Source organism: Streptomyces sp. NPDC101166 (assembly GCF_044768125.1).
Taxonomy (GTDB): Bacteria; Actinomycetota; Actinomycetes; order Streptomycetales; family Streptomycetaceae; genus Streptomyces.
Map to the genome: position 1 here is coordinate 536,682 of NZ_JBIWPF010000001.1, position 23,350 is coordinate 560,031.

Here is a 23,350-nt window from a genome sequence, read left to right on the forward strand (position 1 = left end):
GCGTGGCGGCGACGGCACGCCGAGGGGCTCTCAGGGCAGCCGGGGCAGCATGTCCCGGGCCGCGTGGCTGAGCGTGCGCAGGTTGTCGGCGAACCGGTCCCGGTCCTCGGCGGGCAGCGGCGCGAGGAAGTAGCGCCGGATGTTCTCCCTGTGCACCCGGGAGGCGGCGACCGTGGTCTCCTGTCCCAGCGGCGTCAGGCACACCAGCCGCCCGCGCCGGTCGCCGGGATCATCGACGCGTTCGACCAGCCCCGCCGTCTCCATCCGGTCCACCAGACGGGTCGCCCCTCCCGTGGTGAGCACCTGCTCCTGGGCGATCGCCCGCATCGACAGCCCGGGGCTGCCCGCCCGGCCGAGGATGAGCAGCACCTCGAACATCAGATGGCTGATCCCGCACTCCGTCTCCAGAGCCCGGCCGAGGATGTACTCCAGCCGGTTGGCGGCCCCCTGCAACCGGCCGAAGGCCAGGATCAGCGCGTTGTCGGCCGCTTCCTTCGGCGTCGCGATCTCCGCGTGCTCGTCCACGACGGCGACACTTCCTTCCTCTTGACTCCCACCCCGTCCACCGATCATCCCGTACGACGGACGTCCGCTTCGAGCGACTGCGCCGACCTCAAGGGCGGTCGGCAGCGGCGAAGCGGCGGATGACGTCGGGGCGGGTTCTGAGCCGTTCCGGGTAACCCGGGCCCATGCGCACCGACGTGTCGTCGGCCCGCATCGGCTCGCGGCAGGCGGAGCAGACGACCTCGGCGTGGGCGTCGTGGTCGCAGGTGTCGTGGTGGAGGGCGACCGGGGGGCCTTCCCGCCCGGCGAGCCAGCGGTCGCCCCAGTGGGACATCGCGGCCAGCACCGGGAAGAAGTCGCGTCCCATCTCCGTGAGCGGGTACTCGTGCCGGAGCGGCTCGCTCTCGTAGGGGCGCCGCTCCATCAGCCCCTCCTCGACCAGGCGGCGCAGCCGGTCGGCGAGGGTGTTGCGGGCGATGCCCAGCTCCTGCTGGAACTGTTCGAAGCGGCGACTGCCGTAGAACGCCTCCCGCAGGATCAGAGGCGTCCACGGGTCGCCCAGCAGGTCGACGGTCCGCGCGATCGAGCAGGGCCAGTCGGCGAAGGTGGGGCGTGCCGGGCTCATGACGCCTCCTCGACGTCACGGACCAGCTCGATGGCCCTGCCGAGGGTGTCGAGCTTGTCCCCCAGCGTCTCACCGGCCGGGTAGAGGCGGACGGTGTCCACTCCCGCGTCGCGCCAGACCCGCAGCCGGCGGCGGACCATGTCCTCGGTCCCGATCAGCGTGGTGGCGAGCACCATCTCGTCGGTGACGAGGCCCGCCGCTCCGTCGCGGTCGCCGGCCTGCCAGCGCTCACGAACCTGCCCGGCCACGTCGGCCCAGCCCTGCCGGCTGTAGGCCCGGTTGTAGAAGTTGGTGGAGGCCGAACCCATGCCGCCCAGGCTGAAGGCGAGTTCCTTCTTGCGGGAGGCGACCATGGCGGCGAGGGCCTCCTCGTCGGGGGCGAAGGAGACCTCGGCGCCCTGGCAGACGTCGAAGCCGGCGCGTCGGCGACCGCCGCGGGCCATGCCTTCGGCGAGCGGGGCGAAGTAGGCCTGTGCCGAGCCCTCCGGCACGAAACTGGTGCCGAGCCAGCCGTCCGCGACCTCTCCGGTCAGCCGCAGCATGGCCGGGGAGAGAGCGGCGAGATAGAGCGGGATCGGGTGCTCGGCGCGCATCGACAGCCGCATGGGCACGGCCTCGCCGTCCGGCAGCGGGATCCGGAACTCCGACCCCGTGTGGGCGATCTTGCCGCCGGCCACCGCCTGCCGCACGATCTCCACCGTCTCCCGGACCCGGGCGAGGGGCCGGGCGAACGGCACCCCGTGCAGGCCCTCGATGACCTGCGGGCCTGAGGGGCCCAGTCCGAGCAGGAAGCGGCCGCCGGAGAGGTTCGACAGGGTGATCGCCGTCTGGGCGAGGGCGACCGGGGTGCGGGTGCCCACCTGCATCACGGCGGAGCCCAGCAGCATCCGCTCGGTGCGGGCCGCGTAGAAGCCGAGGGCGGAGGGGGCGTCCGATCCCCAGGCCTCGGCCACCCAGCAGATGTCCAGGCCCAGTTTCTCCGCCTCCACGACGAAGTCGGCCTGCCGGCTCCAGGTGCCGAAGCCCGACGCCTCGACGGTCGTCGCGGTCCTCATCGTGCCTCCGCCAGCCTCTTGACGTGTTCCAAGGTGGCGGTCATGTTCCGCTCGAACTCCCGCATGCGGACGAACACGATCTTCTCCTCCTTCTCCGGCATACGGTCGATCGCGAAGGACAGGCCGGAGCGGCCCGGTCCCAGCCGCATCCACTGCGACAGGGCGGTGCCGCCGTCCTCGGCCTCCAGCCGGAACCTCCACAGGGCACTGGGGCACGCCGGGTCCTCCACCGCCCAGGCGAACACCCTGCCGGGTTCGCATTCGACGACGGTGGACGTCGTGGCCCACTCCCCGAACGCCTCGTGTTCGCTCCGGCCGACGAAACGAGCGCCCGTCGTCGGCCCGGCGGCCGCGTCGAGCCATTCGACCGACCGGAGCTCCCGGCTCATCTCCGGCATCAGCGTCACGTCCGAGACGATCCGCCACACCCGCTCCGGGCCGGCGTCGATCCAGGTCCGCACCTGAACCGTCGGCTGGTCCGCGTACCGCGCGCCCGTCCACTCCACGGCGCCCTCCCACTTCATCGTCCGGTGACGTCCTGACCATAGTTGCGTAAGGAGACTCAGCAGTTTAAGTCTCCGTACGGGAGGTTCGGTGTCGCGGACGGGACGTGACCCGCAGCCGGTCAGCGGGACAGCTGGAACACCGTCGCGGCCACGGTGGCGCCCAGGATCGTCCCGGCGACGACCTGGTTGCGCGTGTGGTCCCCGAGCTCGACCCGGGACCAGCCGACGAGGACGACCAGCAGGAAGCCGACGGTCGTCCACACGCCGTAGGTCTGCACGAGGATCGCGCAGGCGCCCGCGGAGACGGCCTGGTGGACGGAGATCTTCCAGGCGAAGGTGATCGCGACGAGGACGGTCAACGACACCAGCATGGTCACGATGAGGGCGGTCATCGTCCGGGGCGCTCCGGCGACGGCCATCAGGAGGATGCCGGCGGCGACGGAGAGCACGGCGAGGGACATGACGACGAGCCGTGCGGGCCGGGCGCCGACGTGCCGGTCCCCCACGAACCCCTTCCGCATGCCGTACTTGATGAACGCGAGCGGCACGACGGCGGCGAAGAACGCCCCGACGGCTCCCCAGGCCACGCCGGTCCACCGCGCGGTGTGCCAGCCGACCAGCAGCGTGACGGCGATGATCCAGTTCTTCGGCTCGAGCCAGTCGGTGACGCGGCGCGCCAGTGCGGACTCCGAGGGGAGGACGTCGGTTGTCATGGAAGCAGGGGTCCGTTTCATCCGGGGTGGACTTGAGCCGGGGGTGCGCCGGACGCATGGTCCTCTTCTCGGCCCCGCCCCCGGAGGGCCGTGCTCGGCGGCTGCTTTGCTGACACAGTGCTGATCGAGCACGACCCCGCAGGGATCGTGCCACAGCCGACCGACGACGAACTCGGCGCGCCCGACACGGCTTTGGCCGTCGGCCGCGCCCGACGAAGGCAGAGCAGATGACCACGCACACCCCCCGCATCGACCAGGAACTCATCGAGGCAGCGACCCATGTCGCCCGTACTCGCTGCCGGGGCGACAACCACACCATGGCGGCCGCGGCCCGTGCCCGGGACGGCCGGATCGTCACGGCGGTGAACGCCTACCACTTCACCGGCGGCCCCTGCGCCGAACTGGTCCTCATCGGCGCGGCGGCCGCCCAGGGTATCCACGAGCTGGACACGATCGTCGCGGTGGGCGACCGCGAGCGCGGGGTGGTGCCTCCGTGCGGGCGGTGCCGCCAGGTGCTCTTCGACTACTTCCCCGGGCTCGAGGTCGTCGTCGGCCGAGGCGAGGGCGTGCGCGCCGTCCCCGTCGGCGACCTGCTGCCCGAGACCTACGTCTGGGCGGACCACCAGCTCGACGCCGACGCCGACGGGTGAGCGGCGGCGCCCCCGCTCTCACAGCCCGAACAGCCGCGCCCCGTTGTCGTGGCACACCGCGCGCAACCAGTCCTCGGAGAGGCCGAGCCGTTCGAGCGCCCGGAGTTGATGCACGTACGGGTAGGGGATGTTGGGGAAGTCGGAGCCGAGCAGGACGCGGTCGCCGAGCGCGGCCAGCCGGGGCAGGGCCCGGCGGGGGAACGGCATGAGCGCTTCGCCGAAGTCGGTGAACGCCATCGTCGTGTCCAGCCGCACCTCCCGGTAGCGCTCGGCGAGGCCGAAGAAGTCCTCGTACTCGGGCATCCCCATGTGCGCGACGATCAGGGGCAGCCGGGGATGCCGCGCGAGCACCTGCCCGACGGGGCCGGGGCCGGTGTGCTTGCCGGGCGCGGGCCCGGAACCGCAGTGGATCACCACGGGGACCCGGGCCTCGGCCAGCAACCCCCAGGCGGGGTCGAGGAGTTCGTCGGCCGGGTCGTACGCGCCCACCTGCACGTGCGCCTTGAAGACGCGCGCGCCCGCCTCGACGGCTTCCCTGACGTACGCCTCGACCCCCGGCTCGGGGAAGAGGGTGGCGGTGTGCAGGCAGTCGGGGGTGCGGCGGGCGAAGTCGACCGCCCACGCGTTCAGCCACCGGGCCATGCCCGGTTTGTGCGGGTACAGCATCGCGGTGAAGGCCCGCACGCCGAACTCCCTGAGCAGTTCGGTCCGTTGCTCCTCTTCGTGCCGGTAGGTGATCGGCCAGTCCAGTCCCCCGGTCAGCGGTCCGAGCGCGTCGAAGTAGTCCCAGACCTTGCGCAGGACCCGCTCGGGCATGAAGTGCGTGTGGACGTCGACCAGCCCCGGCAGACCGAGCCCGCCCCAGAAGCGGCGGACTTCCCCCGCTTCCGCTCCCACCGGGCCCTCACTGTGATCTTTCATGCCGCCCACCCTGGCCCAGACGACGCGAGGGGTCCACCCCCTCGTGACTCGCCGACGCCGGACATGCCGACCGCCGCCTGGACGGGTGTGAACTGCCCGTCTCTCTGAGATCCTTCCGCCGGAGGAGGATCATGTCGCAGAGCTCGGTCGGTCGTACCCCGCGGTGGCGCCGTACGGTGCCCGGACTCGTCGTGCTGCTCGGCTACCGGCGCTCGTGGCTGAGGGGCGACGTCCTGGCCGGGGTGACGGTGGCCGCGTATCTCGTGCCGCAGGTGATGGCGTACGCGGGGGTGGCGGGGCTGCCGCCGGTCGCCGGGCTGTGGGCGATCCTGCCCGCGCTCGCCCTGTACGCGTTGCTCGGCTCGTCCCGGCTGCTCTCCGTGGGCCCGGAGTCGACGACCGCGCTGATGACCGCGACGGTGGTCGGCCCGCTGGCCGCCGGCGATCCGGCCCGGTACGCGTCGCTGGCGGCCGGCCTCGCGGTCGCGGTCGGCCTGCTGTGCCTCGTGGCGTGGGCGGCCCGGCTCGGTTTCGTCGCGGACCTGCTGTCCAGGCCGGTCCTCATCGGCTATCTGGCGGGCGTGGCCCTGATCATGGTCGTGGACCAGCTTCCCAAGCTCACCGGCGTCCCCGCGGCGGGCGGGTCGTTCTTCCCGCAACTGTGGTCGTTCGTCACGCACGTCTCGCGCCTGCACCCGGCCACGCTGGTGCTGGCCCTCGTGGCGCTGGGGCTCCTCCTCACAGTGGCCCGTTTCCTCCCCGCCGTCCCCGGCCCGCTGCTCGTCCTGGTGTGCGGCACGGCGGCCGTCGCCCTGGCCGGCCTCGACGAGCGCCACGGCATCAAGGTCATCGGCGAGGTCCCCTCGGGCTTCCCCTCCCCCGCCCTGCCGGACCCGACCGACCTGCCGCAGCTGCTGCTCCCCGCCGTGGGCGTCCTCCTCGTCGGCTACACGGACTTCATCCTCACCGCGCGGGCCTTCGCCCGGCGCGACGAGACGGGCCCCGGACTGGACGCCGACCAGGAGTTCCTGGCGCTGGGCGCGGCCAACCTGGGCGCGGGCGCGCTGCACGGCTTCCCCGTCAGCAGCAGCGCCAGCCGCACCGCTCTGGCCTCTACGGCGGGCGGGCGCAGTCAGGCGTACTCGCTGGTCGCCGGGGCGGTGGTGCTCGCGGTGCTGCTCTTGCTGAGCCCGCTGCTCGCGCGTACCCCCACGGCGGTCCTCGGGGCGCTCGTCGTCTACGCGGCCGTCCGCATGATCGACCTGTCCGGCTTCCGCCGGCTGGCGTCCTTCCGCCGTCGTGAGCTGCTGTTGGCGCTGGGCTGTCTGGCCGGGGTCCTCGCCCTGGACATCCTGTACGGCGTGCTGGTCGCCGTCGGACTGTCGGTGGCCGAGCTGCTCACCCGGGTGGCCCGCCCCCATGACGCCGTCCAAGGCCTGGTGCCGGGTCTGGCCGGCATGCACGACGTCGACGACTATCCGACCGCCCGCACCATCCCCGGCCTGCTCGTCTATCGCTACGACTCGCCGCTGTTCTTCGCCAACGCGGAGGACTTCCGCCGCCGGGCCCTGGCCGCGGTCGACGGACAGGCCGACCCGGTCCGCTGGTTCGTCCTCAACACCGAGGCCAATGTGGAGGTCGACATCACGGCCCTGGACGCGGTCGACGAGCTGCGCCGCCGCCTCGCCGACCGTGGCATCGTCTTCGCTCTCGCCCGTGTGAAGCAGGACCTGCGGAACGACCTCACGGCCTACGGGCTGACGGACTCGGTCGGCGACGAGCGGATCTTCCCGACCCTTGCCACGGCCGTGACCGCCTACAGGGAGCAGACGGAGCGAGGGTAAGCGTGACGGCGCCCCCTGGTGCCGGGGCTTCGGTCGAGCACGCATCGCCGGGGCGCTCGTCGACGTCGGCGCTCGTCCGCTTCCGCCCGGCCGCCCGGTGGTCGGCCGCGCGGTGACCCGCGCGCCGCCGCGGATCACTCCGTGCGGCGCGCCGTGGGTTCGGCCGCCCAGCTGGCGAGGAGCCGCAGGCGTTCCTCGTCGGGGCTGCCCGGTTCCGCGGTGTAGATGGTCAGGGCGTGTGCCTCGCGGGCGGAGAGGGGCAGGTCCAAGGGCTGGTAGGTGAGTTCCAGGGGGCCTGCGTGGGGGTGGTGGAAGCGTTTGACGCCGCCGTGGTGGATCCGTACGTCGTGAGCGGCCCACAGGGTGCGGAACTCGCCGCTCACCGTGGACAGTTCCCCGACGAGTTCGCGCAGCCCCTTGTCGTTCGGGTAGCGCCCGGCCTCGGCGCGCAGCAGCGCGGCGGTGATGGCGGTCGCGCGGTCCCAGTCCTCGATGAAGTCGCGCGAGCCGGGGTCGAGGAAGTGGTAGCGGGCGAAGTTGGGGCGCCCCCGGTCGTCCACGGTCACACTGTCGAACAGGGGCGCGAAGACAGCGCGGGCGAGCGCGTTGGTGGCCACGATGTCCAGGCGTCCGTTGGTGACGAAGGCGGCGGACAGGGTCACGGAGTCGAGCAGCCACTGCACCCGGGGCGGGATGTCGACGGCCTTGCGACGCCGGGGCGTGCGGCTGGGCGGCTGGGCGGCTCTGGCCAGGTCGAACAGATAGGTGCGCTCGTCGTCGTCCAGTTGCAGCGCGCGGGCGACCGCCTCCAGGACGTCCTCGGACACGCCGTTGATGTGGCCCTTCTCCAGCCGTGTGTACCAGTCGGTGCTGACGCCCGCGAGCACCGCGACCTCCTCGCGGCGCAGCCCCGGGACCCGTCGCCGTCCGCCGCTGGGCAGCCCCGCCTGCTCGGGGGTGATCCTGGCGCGCCGGCTCGCGAGGAAGTCCCGGATGTCGGCGCGGTTGTCGGAGCGGTTGTCCATGCCCTCAACCGTAGGCACGAGCCACGCGGAAGGGAGGTCGAGCTTGTACCCCCCATAAACTCACCCTTCCTCCCTCGCGGCACGCCCGGTTACCTGGGTCGCACAGCCGAAGTCACGACCAGAGGGAGATGAAGCACCACCATGCGAGGAGCGGTCCTCCGGACGCCCGACGACACCGGCGTCGGACGGCGCGAACCGTCCGACGGCAGCGGTTCCGCCCCGGCCCGGCTTCCCGCGGTCGTCCACGTGCTGGCTCTCGGCACGTTCCTGATGGGCACCACCGAGTTCGTGGTGGCGGGCCTGCTGCCGGAGATCGCGGGCGACCTCCAGGTGAGCGTGGCCCGGGCCGGCCTGATGATCACGGTCTTCGCGGTCGGGATGATCGTCGGCGCCCCGCTGACGGCGATGCTGACGCTCCGACTTCCCGCGCGCTGGACGCTGGTCCTCGCCCTGGGCGTCTTCGCCGCCGGACACGTCGTCGTGGCGCTCGGCACCGGCTTCATGACGCTGCTCGCGGCCCGGTTTCTGACGGCGCTGGCCACCGGGGCGTTCTGGGCGGTGGCCAACGTGGTGGCCACACGAGTCGCCGGTCCGGCCGCGAGCTCGCGCGCCGTGGGCGTGGTGGGTTCCGGAGCCATGCTGGCCAACGTCGTCGGGGTGCCGCTCGGCGCCTTCGCCGGGCAGCTCATGGGCTGGCGGGGACCGTTCTGGGCGCTGGCGGTCCTCGGAGCGGCCGCGACGGCGCTGATCGTGCGCCATGTCCCGCACGAGGGAGGCGGGCGGCGCGCGGTGTCGGTCCGGTCCGAGCTCACCGCGCTGCGTTCCGGCCGTCTGTGGCTGGCGCTGGCGGCCTGCGCGACCACGACCGGCGGTGTGCTGTCGACGTACACGTACATCGCGCCGCTGCTCACCGACCGGACCGGGCTCGCCGCCGGGCTGGTGCCGCTGGTGCTCGTCGGCTTCGGCGCGGGCGCGCTGGCCGGGTTCCTCCTCGGGGGCCGGCTCGGGGACGTCCGGCCCCACGCGACGACCGTCACGGCCGCCGCGGCCACGACGGTGACCCTTCTGGGGGTCTGCCTGCTGGGCGGCTCCGCCGCGCCCACCGTCGCGCTGATCGCGCTGCTCGGACTCTTCGGGCTCGGCGCCAACCCGGTGCTGATCTCCCTGGCCGTCCGGTACGCGGGGCGGGCGCCCACCCTGGGCTCCGCGCTCACGGTGTCGGCGTTCAACCTCGGCACCGCGGCCGGCTCCTGGGCCGCCGGCCTCACCCTCGACTCGGCCCTCGGGGTCACCGGCCCGGCCGCGGTCGGCACCGCCGTCGCCGCCCTGACGCTGGTCCCCACCACGGCCATCGCGCTCGCCGGCCGCCGCCGCTCGGCGACCGCCCGCCTGTAGGCGCCCGTTCGCGGTGCCGCGGGCACCCCGCACGAACGACGGACACCGCACAGGAAAGCAAACAGCACCAAGCAGGAGAGCAAGACAGCAAGGAGAGGCAGTCATGCGTGGAGTAGTCATGCACAAGGCCGGAGACGTCCGGGTGGAGGAGCGCGAGGATCCGAAGATCGTCGAGCCCACCGACGCGATCGTGAAGCTGACCGCGACCTGCATCTGCGGCTCGGACCTGTGGCCCTACCGCGGCGTCGAGCCCGCCGACCACACCCTCATGGGCCACGAGTACGTCGGCGTCGTGGAGGAGGTCGGCTCCGAGGTGCGGAACGTCAAGCCCGGGGACTTCGTGGTCGGGTCGTTCGTCATCTCCGACAACACCTGCGAGATCTGCCGGGCCGGGTTCCAGTCCAAGTGCGTGCACGCCGAGTTCGTCCACGCGGGGATCGGCACCCAGGCCGAGAAGGCCCGCATCCCGCACGCCGACGGCACGCTCGTCGCCACGCCGGGGCAGCCCGACCCCGAGCTGGTCCCGGCGCTGCTGGCCGCCTCCGACGTCCTGGGCACCGGCTGGTTCGCCGCCGTCGCCGCCGAGGCCGGGCCCGGCAGGACCGTCGCGGTCGTCGGCGACGGCGCGGTCGGCCTCATGGCGATCCTCGCCGCGAGGCAGTTGGGCGCGGAGCGGATCATCGCCATGTCCCGCCACCCCGAGCGGCAGAAGCTGGCCCGCTACTACGGAGCGACCGACATCGTCGAGGAGCGCGGGGACGAGGGCGTCGCGAAGGTCAAGGAGCTGACGGGCGGGCTCGGCGCGCACTCGGTGATCGAGGCGGTCGGCACCCAGGAGTCGTTCATGCAGGCCGTCGGCGCCACCCGCGGCGGCGGGCACCTCGGCTACGTGGGCGTGAACTACGACGTGAGCATCCCGGGGATCGAGCTGTTCTTCGCCGGCATCCACACCCTCGGCGGGCCCGCCCCGGTCCGCCGGTTCCTGCCCGAGCTGATACAGCTCATCTGGGACCGTGAGATCGACCCCGGGAGGGTCTTCGATCTCACCCTGCCGCTGGAGCAGGCGGCGGAGGGCTACAAGGCCATGGACGAACGCCGCGCCACCAAGGTCCTGCTCACTCTCTGAGCGGCAGTGCCGTCAAGGTCCCGCGGACCTGCTCGGGACGCGGCCCGACGGAGCGCGCGCCGCCGTCCGCGGGCGGCGGCGCGCGGCCCTGACCGAGGTCGAAGCGGCCGTGACGCCGAGTCCGCTCTCCTCACCGCCGCCAGGCCCCGCCGGGCCCGGTCGGCGTCTCGTGGGTGCGCGCTGCGAGCCAGCCTGCCATCGCCCGTACGCCGACGCCGATGGCTCGCTCGTCCGGGGCGAAGTCGGGGTAGTGCGGGTAGCCGGCGGTGATGGGGGTTCCGGGGGGCCGGACGCCGAGGAACGTGTACGTGCCGGGGACGCGGGCGAGGTAGAGCGCGAAGTCCTCGCCGCTGAAGGGCGGGAACGCGGCATGGAGTCGGGTGACCGCGTCCCTGCCGAGCGTGCGTCGCAGATGGCCGGCGAGCATGCGGCCGTCAGGTTCGGGGCAGATCATGGCCGGGAACGGCTCGGCGGGGAATCTCACCTCGGCGCCCGGGTACGACGCGGCCAGGCCACGGACGGCGTCACGCACTTCCCGGTACCGTTCCTCGGGCCAACAGCGGTAGGACACGCTCACCTTGGGCCCTTGGGCCACGGCCCGGGCGGCCACGAACCGGGTCAGCGGCCCTTCGGGCGTCCTGGCCTCGTCGATGATCCGTTCCAGGTCGGTGGGAGTCTGCGGCAGCGCCACCGTGGCGAGCCCGCCGATGGCCGCGGCCAGCCGTGCGGCGGCGTCGGCCGCGTCCGGTCCGGAAAGGATCACCTCCCCCTTGTCCTGGCCCGGCATCCCGAAGCCCCCGGTCACCGCGAACCCGCCGACCGGGAACGGCCCGCAGTGCAGCGCGTGGATCTCCTGCACGCCGGTGCGTTCCAGCACGCCCGCGTCGATGAGCGCACGCGCCCCGGACAGCGACTCCTCGGCGGGCTGGAAAAGGAAGACCACCGTGCCGTCCAGCCGTCCCCGCAGCCGTGCGAGGACCTCGGCGACGCCGACGGCCACCGTGGTGTGGATGTCGTGCCCGCACAGGTGGGCCGGCGCCGGGCCGCCCCCGACGATGTCCTTGGGCGGGACGGCGTCCATGTCGGCCCGGTAGGCCACCGTCCGTCCGGGACGCGAGCCCCGCAGGACGCCGACGACGCCGTGGCCGCCCACCCCGGTGGTCACGCTCAGCCCGGCCGCCCGCAGTCGCCGGGCCACGAGCGCGGCGGTGCGCTGCTCCTGTCCAGGGGCCTCGGGGTGCCGGTGGATGTCGCGCCGCAGCGCGATCAGCCCCCGCCGCAGTCGCGCCGCCAGGGCGTCCACCGACGTCTGGTCCACCGGCCGGGGCCACCCCTCGGCGGCCGCTCCGGGCGCGGCCCCCCACACGGCTCCCGCGCCCAGTGCCGCCGCACCGGCCAGCAGCGCACGGCGTGCGAGGACGTGTTGCGTCGGACGATCCATGATTCCCCCCAGGAGACGATTCGGGCGGACCCCATGCCGAACGGGAAGTCGGTCGGCGGGTCCGTCGCCGCAAGGCGATGCCACATGTTCGCCGCCCGAGATCACCGCCGCCCATCCGGCCGGCCACCATATGGGGGTGGGGGTAACACCCCGAGCCGAGTCGGTCGCGGCGCTACTGCCAGGATGTGACTACCTGTCACTTCCCAGCGGGGTTCCGGCGTTCGGCCGTTCGCGGCCCCAGGCGGCGAGTGGCTGGAGCGCCTCGTTGAGGCGTGTGCCGTCAGCCGTCAGCGAGTACTCCACTCGGGGCGGCACCTCGTCGTACGAGACCCGCCGCACGACCCCGTCCGCTTCCATCTCACGCAGATGCGAGGCCAGCACCTTCTCGGTGATCCCCGGCACCAGTCGACGCAACTCGCCGAAACGGCGGTGAGGACGCTCATGGAGCGCCCAGAGGATCAGCACCTTCCACTTGCCGCCGATCACCTCCATCGCCGTGTCGATCCCGCAGACGTGGCCGTCCGGTGCCCCCGGCCGGTTCAGCGTCGTCATGTGTCCCCACCTCTTCGACGTGCTCGCTCACCCCGGGGTAACCACCCACTCCCAAGTGCGTACTTGATCACCTCCGGGCTCGCGACGAGCCTAATCGTCATGACACACAACCCTGTTGAGAAGACCTCCCTCACACTGCTCGGCCTCGGCGCGATGGGCGCCGCGCTCGCCCGCACCTGGCTGGCCGCGGGCCACCCGCTCACCGTCTGGAACCGCACCCCCGCCCGGGCCGCGGCGCTCGCCGCCGAGGGGGCGCGGGCCGTGGACCGTGCGGCCGATGCGGTCGCGGCGAACACTCTGGTCGTGGTCTGCCTGTTGGACGACGCCTCGGTCGAGGAAGCACTGGCCGACGCCGACCTGACCGGCGCCGATCTGGTCAACCTGACCACCACCACCCCTGCCCAGGCCCGCGCCCGGGCCGAGTGGGCCCGTGCGCGCGGCGCCCGTTATCTGGACGGCGGGATCATGGCCGTGCCTCCGATGGTCGGCATCCCGGAGGCCGGCGGTTATGTCTTCTACAGCGGCTCCCGGGAACTCTTCGAGCGGCACGACGACACGCTGCGCGTCCCGGTCGGCACCGCCTACGTGGGCGAGGACGCGGGCTTCGCGGCCCTGCACGACGTGGCCCTGCTCAGCGCCATGTACGGGATGTTCGCCGGGGCCGCGCACGCCTTCGCCCTGATCCGCAAGGAGGACATCGATCCGGGCTCGCTCGCCCCGCTGCTCGCCGACTGGCTCGTCGCGATGGCCCCGGCGGTCCACCAGACCGCCGACCATCTGCGCAGCGGCGACTACACCAAGGGCGTCGTCTCCGGTCTCGCCATGCAGGTGGCCGGCACGCCGACGTTCCTGAACACCGCCGAAGAACAAGGCGTCAGTCCCGAACTTCTCGCGCCGTACTTCGAGTTGATGCGTCGCCGGCTGACCGAGGGCAGCGGCGAGGAGGGGCTGACGGGCGTGGTCGACCTGCTGGCGCGCTGACCGGCCCCCACGCCTCCTGTGGTCGACGGCCCTTTTCACCGCACGGGACTACCCGAGGCCGCCGTCGCTCCGCAGGAGGCGGCCGTTGATCCATCCCCCTTCCGCGGAGCAGAGGAAGGAGACCAGGTTCGCGCAGTCCCGGGGCACACCGATGCGCCCCAGGGGCGTGCGGCGGGCCATGTCCGTCTTCTGCTCCTCGGTCATCCAGCCGGTGTCGGTCGGCCCCGGGTCGACCGCGTTGCACGTCACTCCCAGGTGGGCGAGCTCGCGGGCGGCCGCCAGCGTGATCCGGTCCATCGCCCCCTTGCTCGCCCCGTAGGGCAGGTTGCCGGCGGTGTGATCGCTGGTCAGACTGATGATCCGCCCGCTGCCGCGCGGCCCGCGGAACCGCAGCCCGTACTCCCGGATCAGCAGCCATGTCGCCCGTGCGTTGACCGTGTAGTGACGGTCGAAGCTCTCCACCGTCGTGTCCAGCAGGCCCGAGTCGACCGACTCGCAGTGGCAGAGCACCAGCGCGGTGACGTTCCCCAGTTCGCGCTCGACGCCGTCGTAGAGCCGGGCCGGTACGGCGGGGTCGCTCAGGTCCGCCTCGACGGCGTGCGTTCTCGCCCCGAGGGACGCCGCCCGCTCCCGCAACTCCTCGGGCGCGCCCGGCTCCACGCCCCATCCCGTCCGCGCGTCGTACGGAGTCCAGTAGGTGAAGGCCACGTCCCAGCCAGCCCGGGCCAGGTCGACCACCACGGACGCCGCGATTCCCGCCGACCGCCCCGCACCCGTGACCAGGGCGAGCGGACGCCCCGATTCCCTTGCGCCCTGCCGCTCGTCCCGTCGCGGCTCATCACTCATGCGCTCATCGTCCCCTGCTCGGTCCCGCGCACCCCTGAGAGCGTCGGCGCTCGGCGACCTCGTACTAGCCGTCCGAACCGGGCTTCCAGTCCTGGGCGAGGAGCCCGAGCAGGACCTCGTCGAGGAACTCGCCCAGCACCCAGGCCGAGGAGCGCAGCACGCCCTCACGGACGAAGCCGTTGCGCTCGGCGGAGCGCAGCATCGCGGCGTTGTCCGACAGCGTCTCGATCTGCAGTCGCTGCAGGCCTCGCACGACGAACCCGTAGTGGCACAGCACGGCGACCACGTCGGTGCCGTAGCCCTTGCCCCGCGAGGCCGGCAGCAGCCCCAGCCCGATGTGCGCGGAGCGGTTGTGGGTGTCGATGCCCCACAGCGTCGCGGTGCCGACCAGGGTGCCGCCCTCCAGTTCCACCACCGAGAACGGCACGACTGCCTGGTTCGTGTCGTCCACGACGAACCGCGGGTCGTCGGGGCCGGGCGTGACCGGCCGCCACGGCGTGGCCGCCGCCCGTGAGGAGTTGACCACGTCGTCGTAGAGTTCGGCCCGCAGTACCGGGATGTCGTCCTCGTGCCGGGCCCTGAGCCCGACCTTGCCGCCCTTCAGCATGCGAGCTTCCTATCCGACCGGGCCGGACTGCGACAACCGGATATACGATCACCCCGGCCGACGCCGCGGCGGTCGAGGGCGGCTCAGTGCAGGCAGAGGCAGAAGGGGTGCCCGGCCGGATCCGCGTAGACCCGCCAGTTGGCTTCCGGGCGAAGCTGATCGGTCCGCTCCAGCACGGTCGCGCCGAGGGCGAGCGCCCGCTTCTCCTCGCCGTCGAGGTCGTCCACGTCGAAGTCGAGGTGGAGTTGCTGCGGGCGGTCCTGGCCGGGCCATTCGGGCGGTCGGTAGCCGTACGCCCGCTGGCAGGCGAGCGTCGTTCCCTCGAACCCGTGCACCTCGATCCAGTCGGCGTCCTCCGGGTCCGCGACCACCCGGCCGCCGAGCAGAGCCGCGTAGAACTCCGCGAGCTGGAGCGGGTCGGCGCAGTCCAGCGCGATCGCCTGTAGTTTCCGAATCACCTGCGTCACTCCTCGCTCTTGCGCCACTTCCGCGACGCCTCCCCTACGGGAGGGAGGTACCCGCCGCGCCGACGGGCATGCGCGCTGGGCTCCGCCGGCCGGGACGGGCTACGCCGGGTGGCGCCCGCCGCTCCGAGGGGCGTGCGCCGGCCGGGAAACGGGCTGCGCCGCCGCTTCCCGGCCAAGGCGGCGGCTGGAAGCCGCGCCGGGCGGGGCGTGCGCGACCGCCTTGTGCGGCGGCGTCCGCCCGGCGAGCCGGCGTCGCCACCGCTCACATCAAGCCGATCAGTGCGAGCGGTCCGCGGGTGCGCCGACGCGGACGTGCCGGCGCCGCAGGCCCGGGCCGCGCCGCCCTGCTGTCCGTACGACCTGACCATGGCCCGAACGCGCGGGCGCGCCACTACACAGCGGTCGGCACGGGGGCGGGCACCGGGCCCGGGACACGGCGGGCCGCTGTCGCGGGCGGTGGCCGCAGGGCGATCGCAAGCGCTCACTGATCGGTTCATCCTGTCTCAAACCATGAGCATCAATTGCACACGCCCTCTCTCCATACCGGGCTCGATGGTCTAGATTGACCGTGCTTCGGGGGTTCGAACACGAGGCGACCAGTAATGATCTATTGGTCCGGCACCACGGGAAGCAAGCAGTCGTGTCCCCGGCGCCGGACATGGGGATGATCGATCCGGAGCCCGGACGGGGCCTCGAGTGCGGGGAGCACTCGCGGTCGCCACGGGTTCCGCGCACGTCGAGAACCTGGCCGGACATACGAGTCCGCTGCCGCCAGGGGGCGTTGTCCAAGCACTGTGAAACAGCCGGCACGTCATGCGCGGCGAGGCGGGGGCCTCACGCGGAGAAGAACAGCGCGGCACGGGAGGCGGGGGCCTTCCGAGGGGAGGACAGCACGGGAGGCGGGGGCCTCCCGGCGAGGAACAGTGTGAGGCGAACACGTCGAACCACTGGGAACCTTGGGGGGTTCTGTGCGGCAAGGGGGATTGGTCAGCCCGTACCCGCAGGCGAGCGGGCATCTGGCGGACGAGGCGATCGGCCGGCCCACGATCGACTGGGAGCAGCGGTACCGCCGTACCGTGATGACCGCCGACACCGTGGCCACCGCCGTCGTGGTGGCGGCGATCGGCAACTTCTTCGGAGTGCGGGACGCGGCCAACTGGCATGAGAAATGGGGGATTCTCGCATTCGGCACCGAGCTGTTGGTGCTGGGCGCGCTGGCGGTGGGACGGGCATGGGCTCCGGCCGTGCTCGGTCAGGGCGCCGAGGAGTTCCGCCGGCTCGGACGCTCCCTGTTCGCGGCGACCGTCGTGCTGGCGCTCGGCGGGATCGCCCTGACCTCGCGCAACATCAAACTCTGGATCTTCGTGGCGATCCCCGCGATCGCGCTCGTCACCATGACCGCGCGGTACCTGCTGCGCCTGTGGCTGCACAGACAGCGCAAGGAGGGCCGGTGCCTGAGACCGGTGCTGGCCGCCGGGAGTGCGGCCAGCATGCGCGACCTGATCAACCGGACCCGAAAGTTCCCGCACCTGGGGTGGCGGGTGGACGCGGTGTGCACGCCGGACGGCCTCGGGCTCGAGGGCGGTCAGCTGGACGGGGTGCCGGTCGTCGGCCGGCTGGCCGACGTCGCGGGCCATGTCCGCCGCGACGGCTACCGGGTCGTCGCGGTCACACCGGACCCGCACTGGTCGCCGGACCGACTGCAGCGGCTGGCCTGGAACCTCGAAGGCAGCGACGCCGAGATGGTCGTGGCACCCGTCCTGATGGAGGTGGCCGGCCCGCGGCTGCACATCGACGCGGTGCTGGGGATCCCGCTGCTGCGGGTCAGCATGCCGACGTTCACCGGGGGCCGCCGGGCGGTCAAAGGGGTCGTGGACCGGGCGGGCGCTGCGGCCCTGCTGGTGCTGTTCGCGCCGCTGATGGCGCTCGTCGGGCTGCTCGTGCTGGTGGACAGCCGGGGCGGGGTGTTCTACCGCCAGCGCAGGGTCGGCAAGGACGGCCGCGAGTTCACGATCGTGAAGTTCCGCACCATGGTCGTCGGGGCCGACCGGGCGCGTGCCGGGCTGGCCGACCTCAACGAGGGCGCCGGCCCGCTGTTCAAGCTCCGCCGGGACCCGCGGGTGACCCGGGTGGGGGCGGTGCTGCGCCGCTACTCGCTCGACGAGCTGCCGCAGCTCTTCAACGTGCTCACCGGGTCGATGTCGCTCGTCGGTCCGCGGCCTCCGCTGCCGGAGGAGTCCGCCGCGTACGGCCCGGACATCCGGCGGCGGCTGCTGGTCAAGCCCGGGCTCACCGGACTGTGGCAGATCAGCGGACGCAGCGACCTGTCATGGGAGGAGGCGGTCCGGCTGGACCTGCGGTACGTGGAGGACTGGTCGCTCGCCCTGGACACGGTGATCTTGTGGAAGACGATGCGCGCGGTGCTCCACGGGCAGGGGGCCTACTGATGCGCGGGGGGCTGCGATCCGACGGCCCCGCCGGCGCCCGGACCGCAGGCCGCGAGGGCCTGCCTGGGGGGAGGAACGGGTCATGAGAGTCAGCGTTTTCGGCCTCGGTTATGTGGGCTGTGTGTCGGCCGCGTGCCTGGCCGACATGGGGCACGAGGTCATCGGTGTGGACGTCAGCCAGGTGAAGGTCGACCTGGTCAACGACGGCAAGGCTCCGGTGGTCGAAGAGCGCATCGGCGAGCTCGTCGCCGAGGTCGTGCGCAGCGGGGCGTTACGGGCCACCGGCGACGTGCGTGAGGCGATCGCGGGCAGCGAGATCTCGCTGGTCTGCGTGGGCACCCCGTCGGAGCTCAACGGCAGTCTGTGCACCGCCTACTTGGAGCGGGTCACCGAGCAGATCGGCGCGGCGCTGGCCGAGGGGGGCGGCACGAAGGGCCGGCACACCGTCGTGTTCCGCAGCACCATGCTCCCGGGCACCTGCCTGAACCTGCTGGTGCCGATCCTGGAGAAGTACGTCGGCGGTACAGCCGGGGTGGAGGTCGGAGTCGCGGTCAACCCGGAGTTCCTTCGGGAGGGCACGAGCGTCAAGGACTTCTTCGACCCGCCCAAGACCGTCATCGGAGAGCTCGACCCGGAGAGCGGCGACGCGGTGGCCGCGCTGTACGAGGGTCTGCCCGGCGAGGTGTTCCGGGTGCCGGTCCCCACGGCCGAGGCGATCAAGTACGCGGACAACGCCTTCCACGGCCTCAAGATCGGCTTCGCGAACGAGCTGGGCGCGGTGTGCCAGGCGCTCGGGGTGGACTCGCACCAGGTGATGGACGTGTTCCTCGCCGACCGCAAGCTGAACATCAGCCCCGCCTACCTGCGGCCCGGCTTCGCCTTCGGCGGCTCCTGCCTCCCCAAGGACCTGCGCAGCCTGGTCCACGCGGCGCGGCGGGCCGACGTCTCGGTGCCCATCCTGTCCCATGTGCTGCCCTCCAACTCCGACCATCTGCAACGTGCGGTGGAGCTGGTCGAGCGCACCGGCAAACGCCGGGCGGGGATCTTCGGGCTGTCCTTCAAGCCCGGCACCGACGACCTGCGCGAGAGTCCGCTCGTGGAGCTGGCGGAGCGGCTCTACGGCAAGGGGTACGACCTGAAGATCTACGACGCCAACGTGAGCCTGTCCCGGCTGCTCGGCGCGAATCGCGAGTACATCGAGAACCGGCTGCCGCACCTCGCGCAGCTGCTCGCGAACTCCGTCGACGAGGTGCTCGAACACGCCGAGGTGTGCCTGGTCGGGACCAGGGACCCGGCCGTGCTGTCCGCGCTGCCCCATGGGGACGGCCCGGTGATCGTCGACCTCATCCGCCTTCCCGACGCCGAGGCGCGTCAGTCCGAACCGGGGTACATGGGCCTTGCTTGGTGACAGAACGTCCGGTGGCGGATCCTCCGGTGACAGACCGCTCGGCAGCACATCGCCTGATGACATCTCGTCCGCCGGCACGGCCGGCCGGCGCGCGCTGGTCCTCGTGGAGAACCTGTCGGTGCCGTTCGACCGGCGGGTGTGGCAGGAGTGCACCACGCTGCGCGACGCGGGCTGGGAGGTGCACGTCGTCTGCCCGCGGGGGAGCAAGCGGGACACGGAGCCGGAGGCGGTGATCGACGGGGTGCGGATCCACCGCTACCCGTTGCGCGCGGCCACCGGAGGGCCGGCCGGCTATCTGCGGGAGTACGGGGCGGCGCTGTGGCACACGCTCCGGCTGGCCCGCGCGGTCGGCCCGGTCGACGTGGTCCACGCCTGCAACCCGCCCGACCTGCTGTTCCTGCCCGCACTGTGGCTGAAGCGGCGCGGGGCGCGGTTCGTCTTCGACCAGCACGACCTGGTGCCCGAGCTGTACCTGTCCCGGTTCGGCCGCGGCGAGGACCTGCTCCACCGCGCCGTGTGCGCTCTGGAACGGCTGACCTACCGGGCCGCGGACATCGTGCTCGCCACGAACGAGAGCTACCGGGACGTCGCGGTGCGCCGCGGTGGCCGGCGGCCGGCGGACGTCTTCGTGGTGCGCAGCGCCCCCGACATCGAGCGGTTCCACCCGGTGCCGCCGGAACCGGAGTTGAAGCGCGGCAAGCCCCATCTGCTGTGCTACCTCGGGGTGATGGGTCCGCAGGACGGCGTCGACTACGCGTTGCGGGCCCTGGCGAGGCTGCGCGACGAGCTCGGGCGGACCGACTGGCACGCGGTGTTCGTGGGCGCCGGCGACACCTTCGACGCGATGGTGGAACTGGCCGGCCGGCTCGGGCTCTCGGAACAGGTGGAGTTCACCGGGCGCGTGCCGGACGCGGACCTGGTGCGTTACCTGTCCACCGCGGACGTGTGCCTCTCCCCCGACCCGCGCAATCCGCTCAACGACGTGTCGACCATGAACAAGGTCCTCGAGTACATGGTGATGGGCCGGCCGGTCGTCTCGTTCGACCTCAAGGAGGCGCGGGTCTCCGCCGCGGACGCGGCCGTCTACGCGCCCGCGAACGACGAGAGCGCGTTCGCCGAGCACATCGCGCGGCTGCTGGACGATCCGGAGAAGCGGGCCCTGATGGGCAAGATCGGCCAGGAGCGGATCAGCGGGCCGCTCTCCTGGCGGAACTCGCAGGCGTCGCTGCTCGCCGCCTACGCCGCCGCCTGCCGTGGCCTCGCTCCGGCGCCGGCGGGCGGCCCGTACCGGCCGGGGAGAAGGCCCCGCCGTTGAGCGATGACACGATACGCCTGGTCACCATCGGGCGGATTATCCGTCGGCGTGGGCGGCTGCTCGTCGTCCTCGCGGTGGTGGGCGCGTTCGTCGGCTACGGCGCCTCGCTGCTGTTCCCGCCGCGCTACACGACGTCGGCGTCGGTGCTGCTGCCGGGGGCGTGGGAGGAGCGTGAGCTGCTGACGCAGCAGGAGATCGCCACCAGTTCGGTGGTGGTCGACCGTGCGGCGGCCGAGCTGGGCTGGGCCGGGGTCGGCGGCGGCGAGCTGCGGGACCGGGTGAGCGCCGGCGCGGCCGACGGGAACATCATCAAGATCTCGGGCACGGCCGAGACCCCGGAGCGGGCGCAGCAGCTCTCCGACCAGGTGGCCCGGCAGTTCGTCGCGTACGCCGCGCGTGTCCTGGGCGAGGGCGCGGGCTCCGCGGCCGCGGCACGGCCCGAGGCGCTGCGGCAGCTGGTGGTGAAGACCAGCCGTCGCATCAACGAGCTGGCCGACGGAGCCGGTTCGGGGCAGAACGTGGAGAGCGTGCAGACGCGCACCGAGCTCGCGAAGCTGCGCACCGCGCTGCAGGAGGCCGTCGACGAACTGGACCGGGCCGACCCGGCGACCCACAAGGCCGACATGGTCGTGATGGGGCCGGCGGCCCGGCCGACCGGTGAGGCGCCGCCGACGAGGACGCAACTCGTGGGCGCGGGGGCGCTGCTGTTCTTCCTGCTCGCGGTGATCGGCCATCTCGCCGCCGCGCGGATGAGCCGTCGGCTGCGCACCGGGCCGGAGATCGCCTCAGCGCTGGGCGCGGCTCTGCTGGGCGCGGTCGACGTGCCCGCCGAGCGGCGTGCGCGCCGGCCGCGGGGCCGGGGCCCGAGGGCCTGGGTCCGCCGGCTGCTGGGCGTCGACGTCCGGTGGGACACGCCCGCCCCGAGGGCGGCCGGCGACGAGGCCGACCGGCGGATCCGCTACCGGCGGGTGTGCGCCCGTCTGCGGGACCGACCGCTCTGCGTGCGGGAGCTGCTGGTCGTGGTCCCGGACGATGACGACGTCGCCCGCCGCGCCGCCGGGCAGCTCGTCGCCGAGGCCGAGGGCGATCCGCTGCTGCGGGTCGTCGAGGTGTCGGTGGCCCGGCCGATGGTGCCGGACCGCGACGGCGAGTCGGGCGTCCTGGTCGTGCTCGGCGCGGGCGACCGCACCGCGGGGGAACTCGCCGGCGTCGCCGAGGCGTGCGCGGACGCCGGGCACGACCTCGTGGGCGTGGTCGTCGCCGGCACGGTACGGGCCGTCCCGGCGCGGTCCGCGGGCCGGTCCCGGTCCCGGTCCGGCGCCGCTTCGGCGGTCCCGGTCGGCAACGAGGCGACGGGGGGTGCGCGGTGACGCCGGGAACGGCCGGAGGGCCGTCGGCCGCCGCTCCGCTGCTCGACCTGCAGACGCTGGTGGCGGCGGTGCGCAGGCGGCGGCGTCTGTGGTGCTCGGCGGCGCTGCTCGGACTGCTCGTCGGCGCGGCGGTGGCGGTCCTGCTGCCGCCGCCGCCGACCGCCGTCGTGAAGGTGCTGGTCGCCCATCAGCAGGACCAGCCGAACGACACCGGGACGCTGATCCGCACCGACGTCGCGCTGCTGCACACCACACGCATCGCCGGCAAGGCCCTCCAGGCGCTCAAGTCCGCCGAGAAGCCCGAGGACTTCATGCAGGACTACCAGGGCGCCGGTCTCACCAACAACCTGCTCCAGATCACCGTGACCGGGGACAGCGCCGCACAGGCGGTGGCCCGTGCCGAGGCGCTGGCCGACGCGTTCGTCGCGGACCATGTCAGGCGGATACAGGAAGCCGCGAACGCCGAGGCCAAGACCCTTCTCGACCAGCGTGACCGCATACGGGAGGACCTCGCCGAGGTCGACGAGGCGATCGGCGAGGGATCGTCGCAGAGCGGGCCCAAGGCGTCGGCGAACATGGAGTCGCTCTTCGCCCGCCGGGCCGAACTCACCTCGCGGATAGCCGACTTCGGCCAGCGCGCCGCGGAGGCGCGCATCGGCACCCCGCAGCTCATCGCCGGCACGCAGATCGTCGACGCACCGCGCGCGGTGCGGCACTCCCTGCTCGGGGCCGCCGCCACCGACGCCGTGATCGGGTTCGCCCTCGGGCTCGCCCTCGGGCTCGCGGTGGCGTCGGTCGGGGCGGTGGTGGCCGACCGCCCCGTGCTGCGCCGCGACATCGCGGCGAACCTCGGCGTCTCGGTCATCACGGAGCTGCCGCGCCGGCCGGCCGGGCCGTGGCGGCGCCGGCGGGTGCGGGCGGCACGTGAGCGGCTCACCGCGTCCCTGGCCCGCACCGTGCGGGACTCGGCGGAAACGGTGTCGCTGCTGGAACTGGGGTGTGCGCACAGCGCGAGCGTGATCGCCCTGGACCTCGCCCGGGCGCTGGCGGCGGACGGCCCGGTGACCGTCGTCGACGGGCTGCCCGGCCCGCAGCTCGCCGGCCGCCGCCCGAAGCCGGGGGACCCGGCCGTGGTCAGCGGCGAGCGGGCCGCGACCGCCTCGCCGCAGGAGCGCAGGCTCGGCGTCGGCTCGGTGGCGCCCGGCACGGCGTGGACCGACCTGCGGTACCTCGGCACGCGGACCGTGCTCGTCGTCCGCGCCGGGCACGGCAGCGCCGCATGGCTGCACACGGTGGCGCGGCAGCTCGCGGACCAGCACATCGAGGTGATCGGCGTGGTGCTGATCGACCCCGATCCCCGGGACCGGACCGACGGCACCCTGTGGGACGGGCCGTACACCGCGTTGCGCGGCCACCACGAACGGCCGGCCCGGCACAACGGTGCGGGAACCTCCCCCGCCGTTCAGGCAGTGGGGGACGGCCGGCACCGGACGGAGCGGCTGCCGACATGGGCGGCACGGGTCCCGGACAGCGACCAGGAGGCGCGGTAGGA

The 23,350-nt window shown here is 73.0% G+C and carries 22 protein-coding genes; 10 read left to right on the forward strand and 12 right to left on the reverse strand.

Annotated features, from left to right (window positions below; translation table 11 throughout):
• Positions 1-30: 30 nt before the first annotated feature.
• From ACIRS4_RS02320 to ACIRS4_RS02340, 5 genes are all read right to left on the reverse strand, one after another.
• Complete coding sequence (locus ACIRS4_RS02320) at positions 31-525, reverse strand: MarR family winged helix-turn-helix transcriptional regulator (RefSeq protein WP_404188722.1); 495 nt, start codon at positions 523-525, stop codon at positions 31-33.
• An 88-nt stretch (positions 526-613) separates the two neighbouring features.
• Positions 614-1,129 (reverse strand): winged helix-turn-helix transcriptional regulator, encoded by a 516-nt coding sequence (locus tag ACIRS4_RS02325; RefSeq protein ID WP_404188724.1) that lies wholly within the window; start codon positions 1,127-1,129, stop codon positions 614-616.
• Entirely contained in the window at positions 1,126-2,184 is a 1,059-nt protein-coding gene (locus ACIRS4_RS02330; protein WP_404188727.1) for an LLM class flavin-dependent oxidoreductase, read from the reverse strand. Before ACIRS4_RS02330 ends, ACIRS4_RS02325 begins: the two co-directional genes overlap by 4 nt.
• A complete protein-coding gene (locus tag ACIRS4_RS02335; protein WP_404189760.1) occupies positions 2,181-2,690 on the reverse strand; it encodes an SRPBCC family protein in 510 nt (169 codons plus the stop codon). Before ACIRS4_RS02335 ends, ACIRS4_RS02330 begins: the two co-directional genes overlap by 4 nt.
• A gap of 119 nt (positions 2,691-2,809) precedes the next feature.
• A complete protein-coding gene (locus tag ACIRS4_RS02340; protein WP_404188729.1) occupies positions 2,810-3,403 on the reverse strand; it encodes a hypothetical protein in 594 nt (197 codons plus the stop codon).
• A gap of 227 nt (positions 3,404-3,630) precedes the next feature.
• On the opposite strand from ACIRS4_RS02340, the gene ACIRS4_RS02345 reads away from it, so the two are divergent.
• Positions 3,631-4,053 (forward strand): cytidine deaminase, encoded by a 423-nt coding sequence (locus ACIRS4_RS02345; protein ID WP_404188732.1) that lies wholly within the window; start codon positions 3,631-3,633, stop codon positions 4,051-4,053.
• A gap of 18 nt (positions 4,054-4,071) precedes the next feature.
• Here ACIRS4_RS02345 and ACIRS4_RS02350 read toward each other — a convergent pair whose 3' ends face one another.
• A complete protein-coding gene (locus ACIRS4_RS02350; protein ID WP_404188734.1) occupies positions 4,072-4,974 on the reverse strand; it encodes an amidohydrolase family protein in 903 nt (300 codons plus the stop codon).
• A 131-nt stretch (positions 4,975-5,105) separates the two neighbouring features.
• Here ACIRS4_RS02350 and ACIRS4_RS02355 point away from each other — a divergent pair, with 131 nt between their 5' ends.
• The gene (locus ACIRS4_RS02355) at positions 5,106-6,818 is read left to right on the forward strand and encodes a SulP family inorganic anion transporter (protein ID WP_404188736.1); all 1,713 of its coding nucleotides are present in this window, start codon (positions 5,106-5,108) and stop codon (positions 6,816-6,818) included.
• Between the two features lie 134 nt (positions 6,819-6,952).
• Here ACIRS4_RS02355 and ACIRS4_RS02360 read toward each other — a convergent pair whose 3' ends face one another.
• Complete coding sequence (locus ACIRS4_RS02360) at positions 6,953-7,843, reverse strand: helix-turn-helix domain-containing protein (RefSeq protein WP_404188739.1); 891 nt, start codon at positions 7,841-7,843, stop codon at positions 6,953-6,955.
• Positions 7,844-7,984: 141 nt separating this feature from the next.
• Between ACIRS4_RS02360 and ACIRS4_RS02365 the strand changes: the two genes are divergently transcribed.
• Positions 7,985-9,238, forward strand: a complete 1,254-nt coding sequence (locus ACIRS4_RS02365; RefSeq protein WP_404188741.1) for an MFS transporter — start codon at positions 7,985-7,987, stop codon at positions 9,236-9,238.
• Between the two features lie 103 nt (positions 9,239-9,341).
• Positions 9,342-10,364 (forward strand): zinc-dependent alcohol dehydrogenase family protein, encoded by a 1,023-nt coding sequence (locus ACIRS4_RS02370; protein WP_404188744.1) that lies wholly within the window; start codon positions 9,342-9,344, stop codon positions 10,362-10,364.
• Positions 10,365-10,494: 130 nt separating this feature from the next.
• Here ACIRS4_RS02370 and ACIRS4_RS02375 read toward each other — a convergent pair whose 3' ends face one another.
• Positions 10,495-11,805, reverse strand: coding sequence for a M20 family metallopeptidase (locus ACIRS4_RS02375; protein WP_404188746.1), 1,311 nt, complete (start codon positions 11,803-11,805; stop codon positions 10,495-10,497).
• 189 nt (positions 11,806-11,994) lie between these two features.
• Positions 11,995-12,357, reverse strand: a complete 363-nt coding sequence (locus ACIRS4_RS02380) for a winged helix-turn-helix transcriptional regulator (protein WP_404188749.1) — start codon at positions 12,355-12,357, stop codon at positions 11,995-11,997.
• 99 nt (positions 12,358-12,456) lie between these two features.
• Here ACIRS4_RS02380 and ACIRS4_RS02385 point away from each other — a divergent pair, with 99 nt between their 5' ends.
• Positions 12,457-13,338 (forward strand): NAD(P)-dependent oxidoreductase, encoded by an 882-nt coding sequence (locus ACIRS4_RS02385; protein WP_404188752.1) that lies wholly within the window; start codon positions 12,457-12,459, stop codon positions 13,336-13,338.
• A 48-nt stretch (positions 13,339-13,386) separates the two neighbouring features.
• On the opposite strand, the gene ACIRS4_RS02390 is transcribed toward ACIRS4_RS02385, so the two are convergent.
• The 3 genes from ACIRS4_RS02390 to ACIRS4_RS02400 all read right to left on the reverse strand — a co-directional run bounded on the left by ACIRS4_RS02390 (position 13,387) and on the right by ACIRS4_RS02400 (position 15,249).
• Entirely contained in the window at positions 13,387-14,184 is a 798-nt protein-coding gene (locus tag ACIRS4_RS02390; protein ID WP_404188754.1) for an SDR family oxidoreductase, read from the reverse strand.
• Positions 14,185-14,248: 64 nt separating this feature from the next.
• Positions 14,249-14,791 (reverse strand): GNAT family N-acetyltransferase, encoded by a 543-nt coding sequence (locus ACIRS4_RS02395; protein ID WP_404188757.1) that lies wholly within the window; start codon positions 14,789-14,791, stop codon positions 14,249-14,251.
• Between the two features lie 83 nt (positions 14,792-14,874).
• On the reverse strand, positions 14,875-15,249 hold the full coding sequence (locus tag ACIRS4_RS02400; RefSeq protein WP_404188760.1) for a VOC family protein: 375 nt from the start codon (positions 15,247-15,249) through the stop codon (positions 14,875-14,877).
• A gap of 977 nt (positions 15,250-16,226) precedes the next feature.
• On the opposite strand from ACIRS4_RS02400, the gene ACIRS4_RS02405 reads away from it, so the two are divergent.
• The 5 genes from ACIRS4_RS02405 (at position 16,227) to ACIRS4_RS02425 (ending at position 23,348) form a co-directional block, all read left to right on the forward strand.
• Positions 16,227-17,705: a sugar transferase gene (locus ACIRS4_RS02405; protein ID WP_404188763.1), complete on the forward strand. Its 1,479-nt coding sequence runs from the start codon at positions 16,227-16,229 to the stop codon at positions 17,703-17,705.
• A gap of 82 nt (positions 17,706-17,787) precedes the next feature.
• On the forward strand, positions 17,788-19,113 hold the full coding sequence (locus ACIRS4_RS02410) for a nucleotide sugar dehydrogenase (protein ID WP_404188766.1): 1,326 nt from the start codon (positions 17,788-17,790) through the stop codon (positions 19,111-19,113).
• Positions 19,103-20,428 carry a glycosyltransferase family 4 protein gene (locus ACIRS4_RS02415; protein ID WP_404188768.1) on the forward strand — a complete coding sequence of 442 codons (1,326 nt, stop codon included), beginning with the start codon at positions 19,103-19,105 and terminating at the stop codon, positions 20,426-20,428. The genes ACIRS4_RS02410 and ACIRS4_RS02415 overlap by 11 nt, the downstream gene beginning before the upstream one ends.
• Complete coding sequence (locus ACIRS4_RS02420) at positions 20,425-21,798, forward strand: polysaccharide biosynthesis protein (protein WP_404188770.1); 1,374 nt, start codon at positions 20,425-20,427, stop codon at positions 21,796-21,798. The genes ACIRS4_RS02415 and ACIRS4_RS02420 overlap by 4 nt, the downstream gene beginning before the upstream one ends.
• Positions 21,795-23,348, forward strand: coding sequence for a Wzz/FepE/Etk N-terminal domain-containing protein (locus tag ACIRS4_RS02425; protein ID WP_404188773.1), 1,554 nt, complete (start codon positions 21,795-21,797; stop codon positions 23,346-23,348). The genes ACIRS4_RS02420 and ACIRS4_RS02425 overlap by 4 nt, the downstream gene beginning before the upstream one ends.
• The last annotated feature ends 2 nt before the right edge of the window (positions 23,349-23,350 follow it).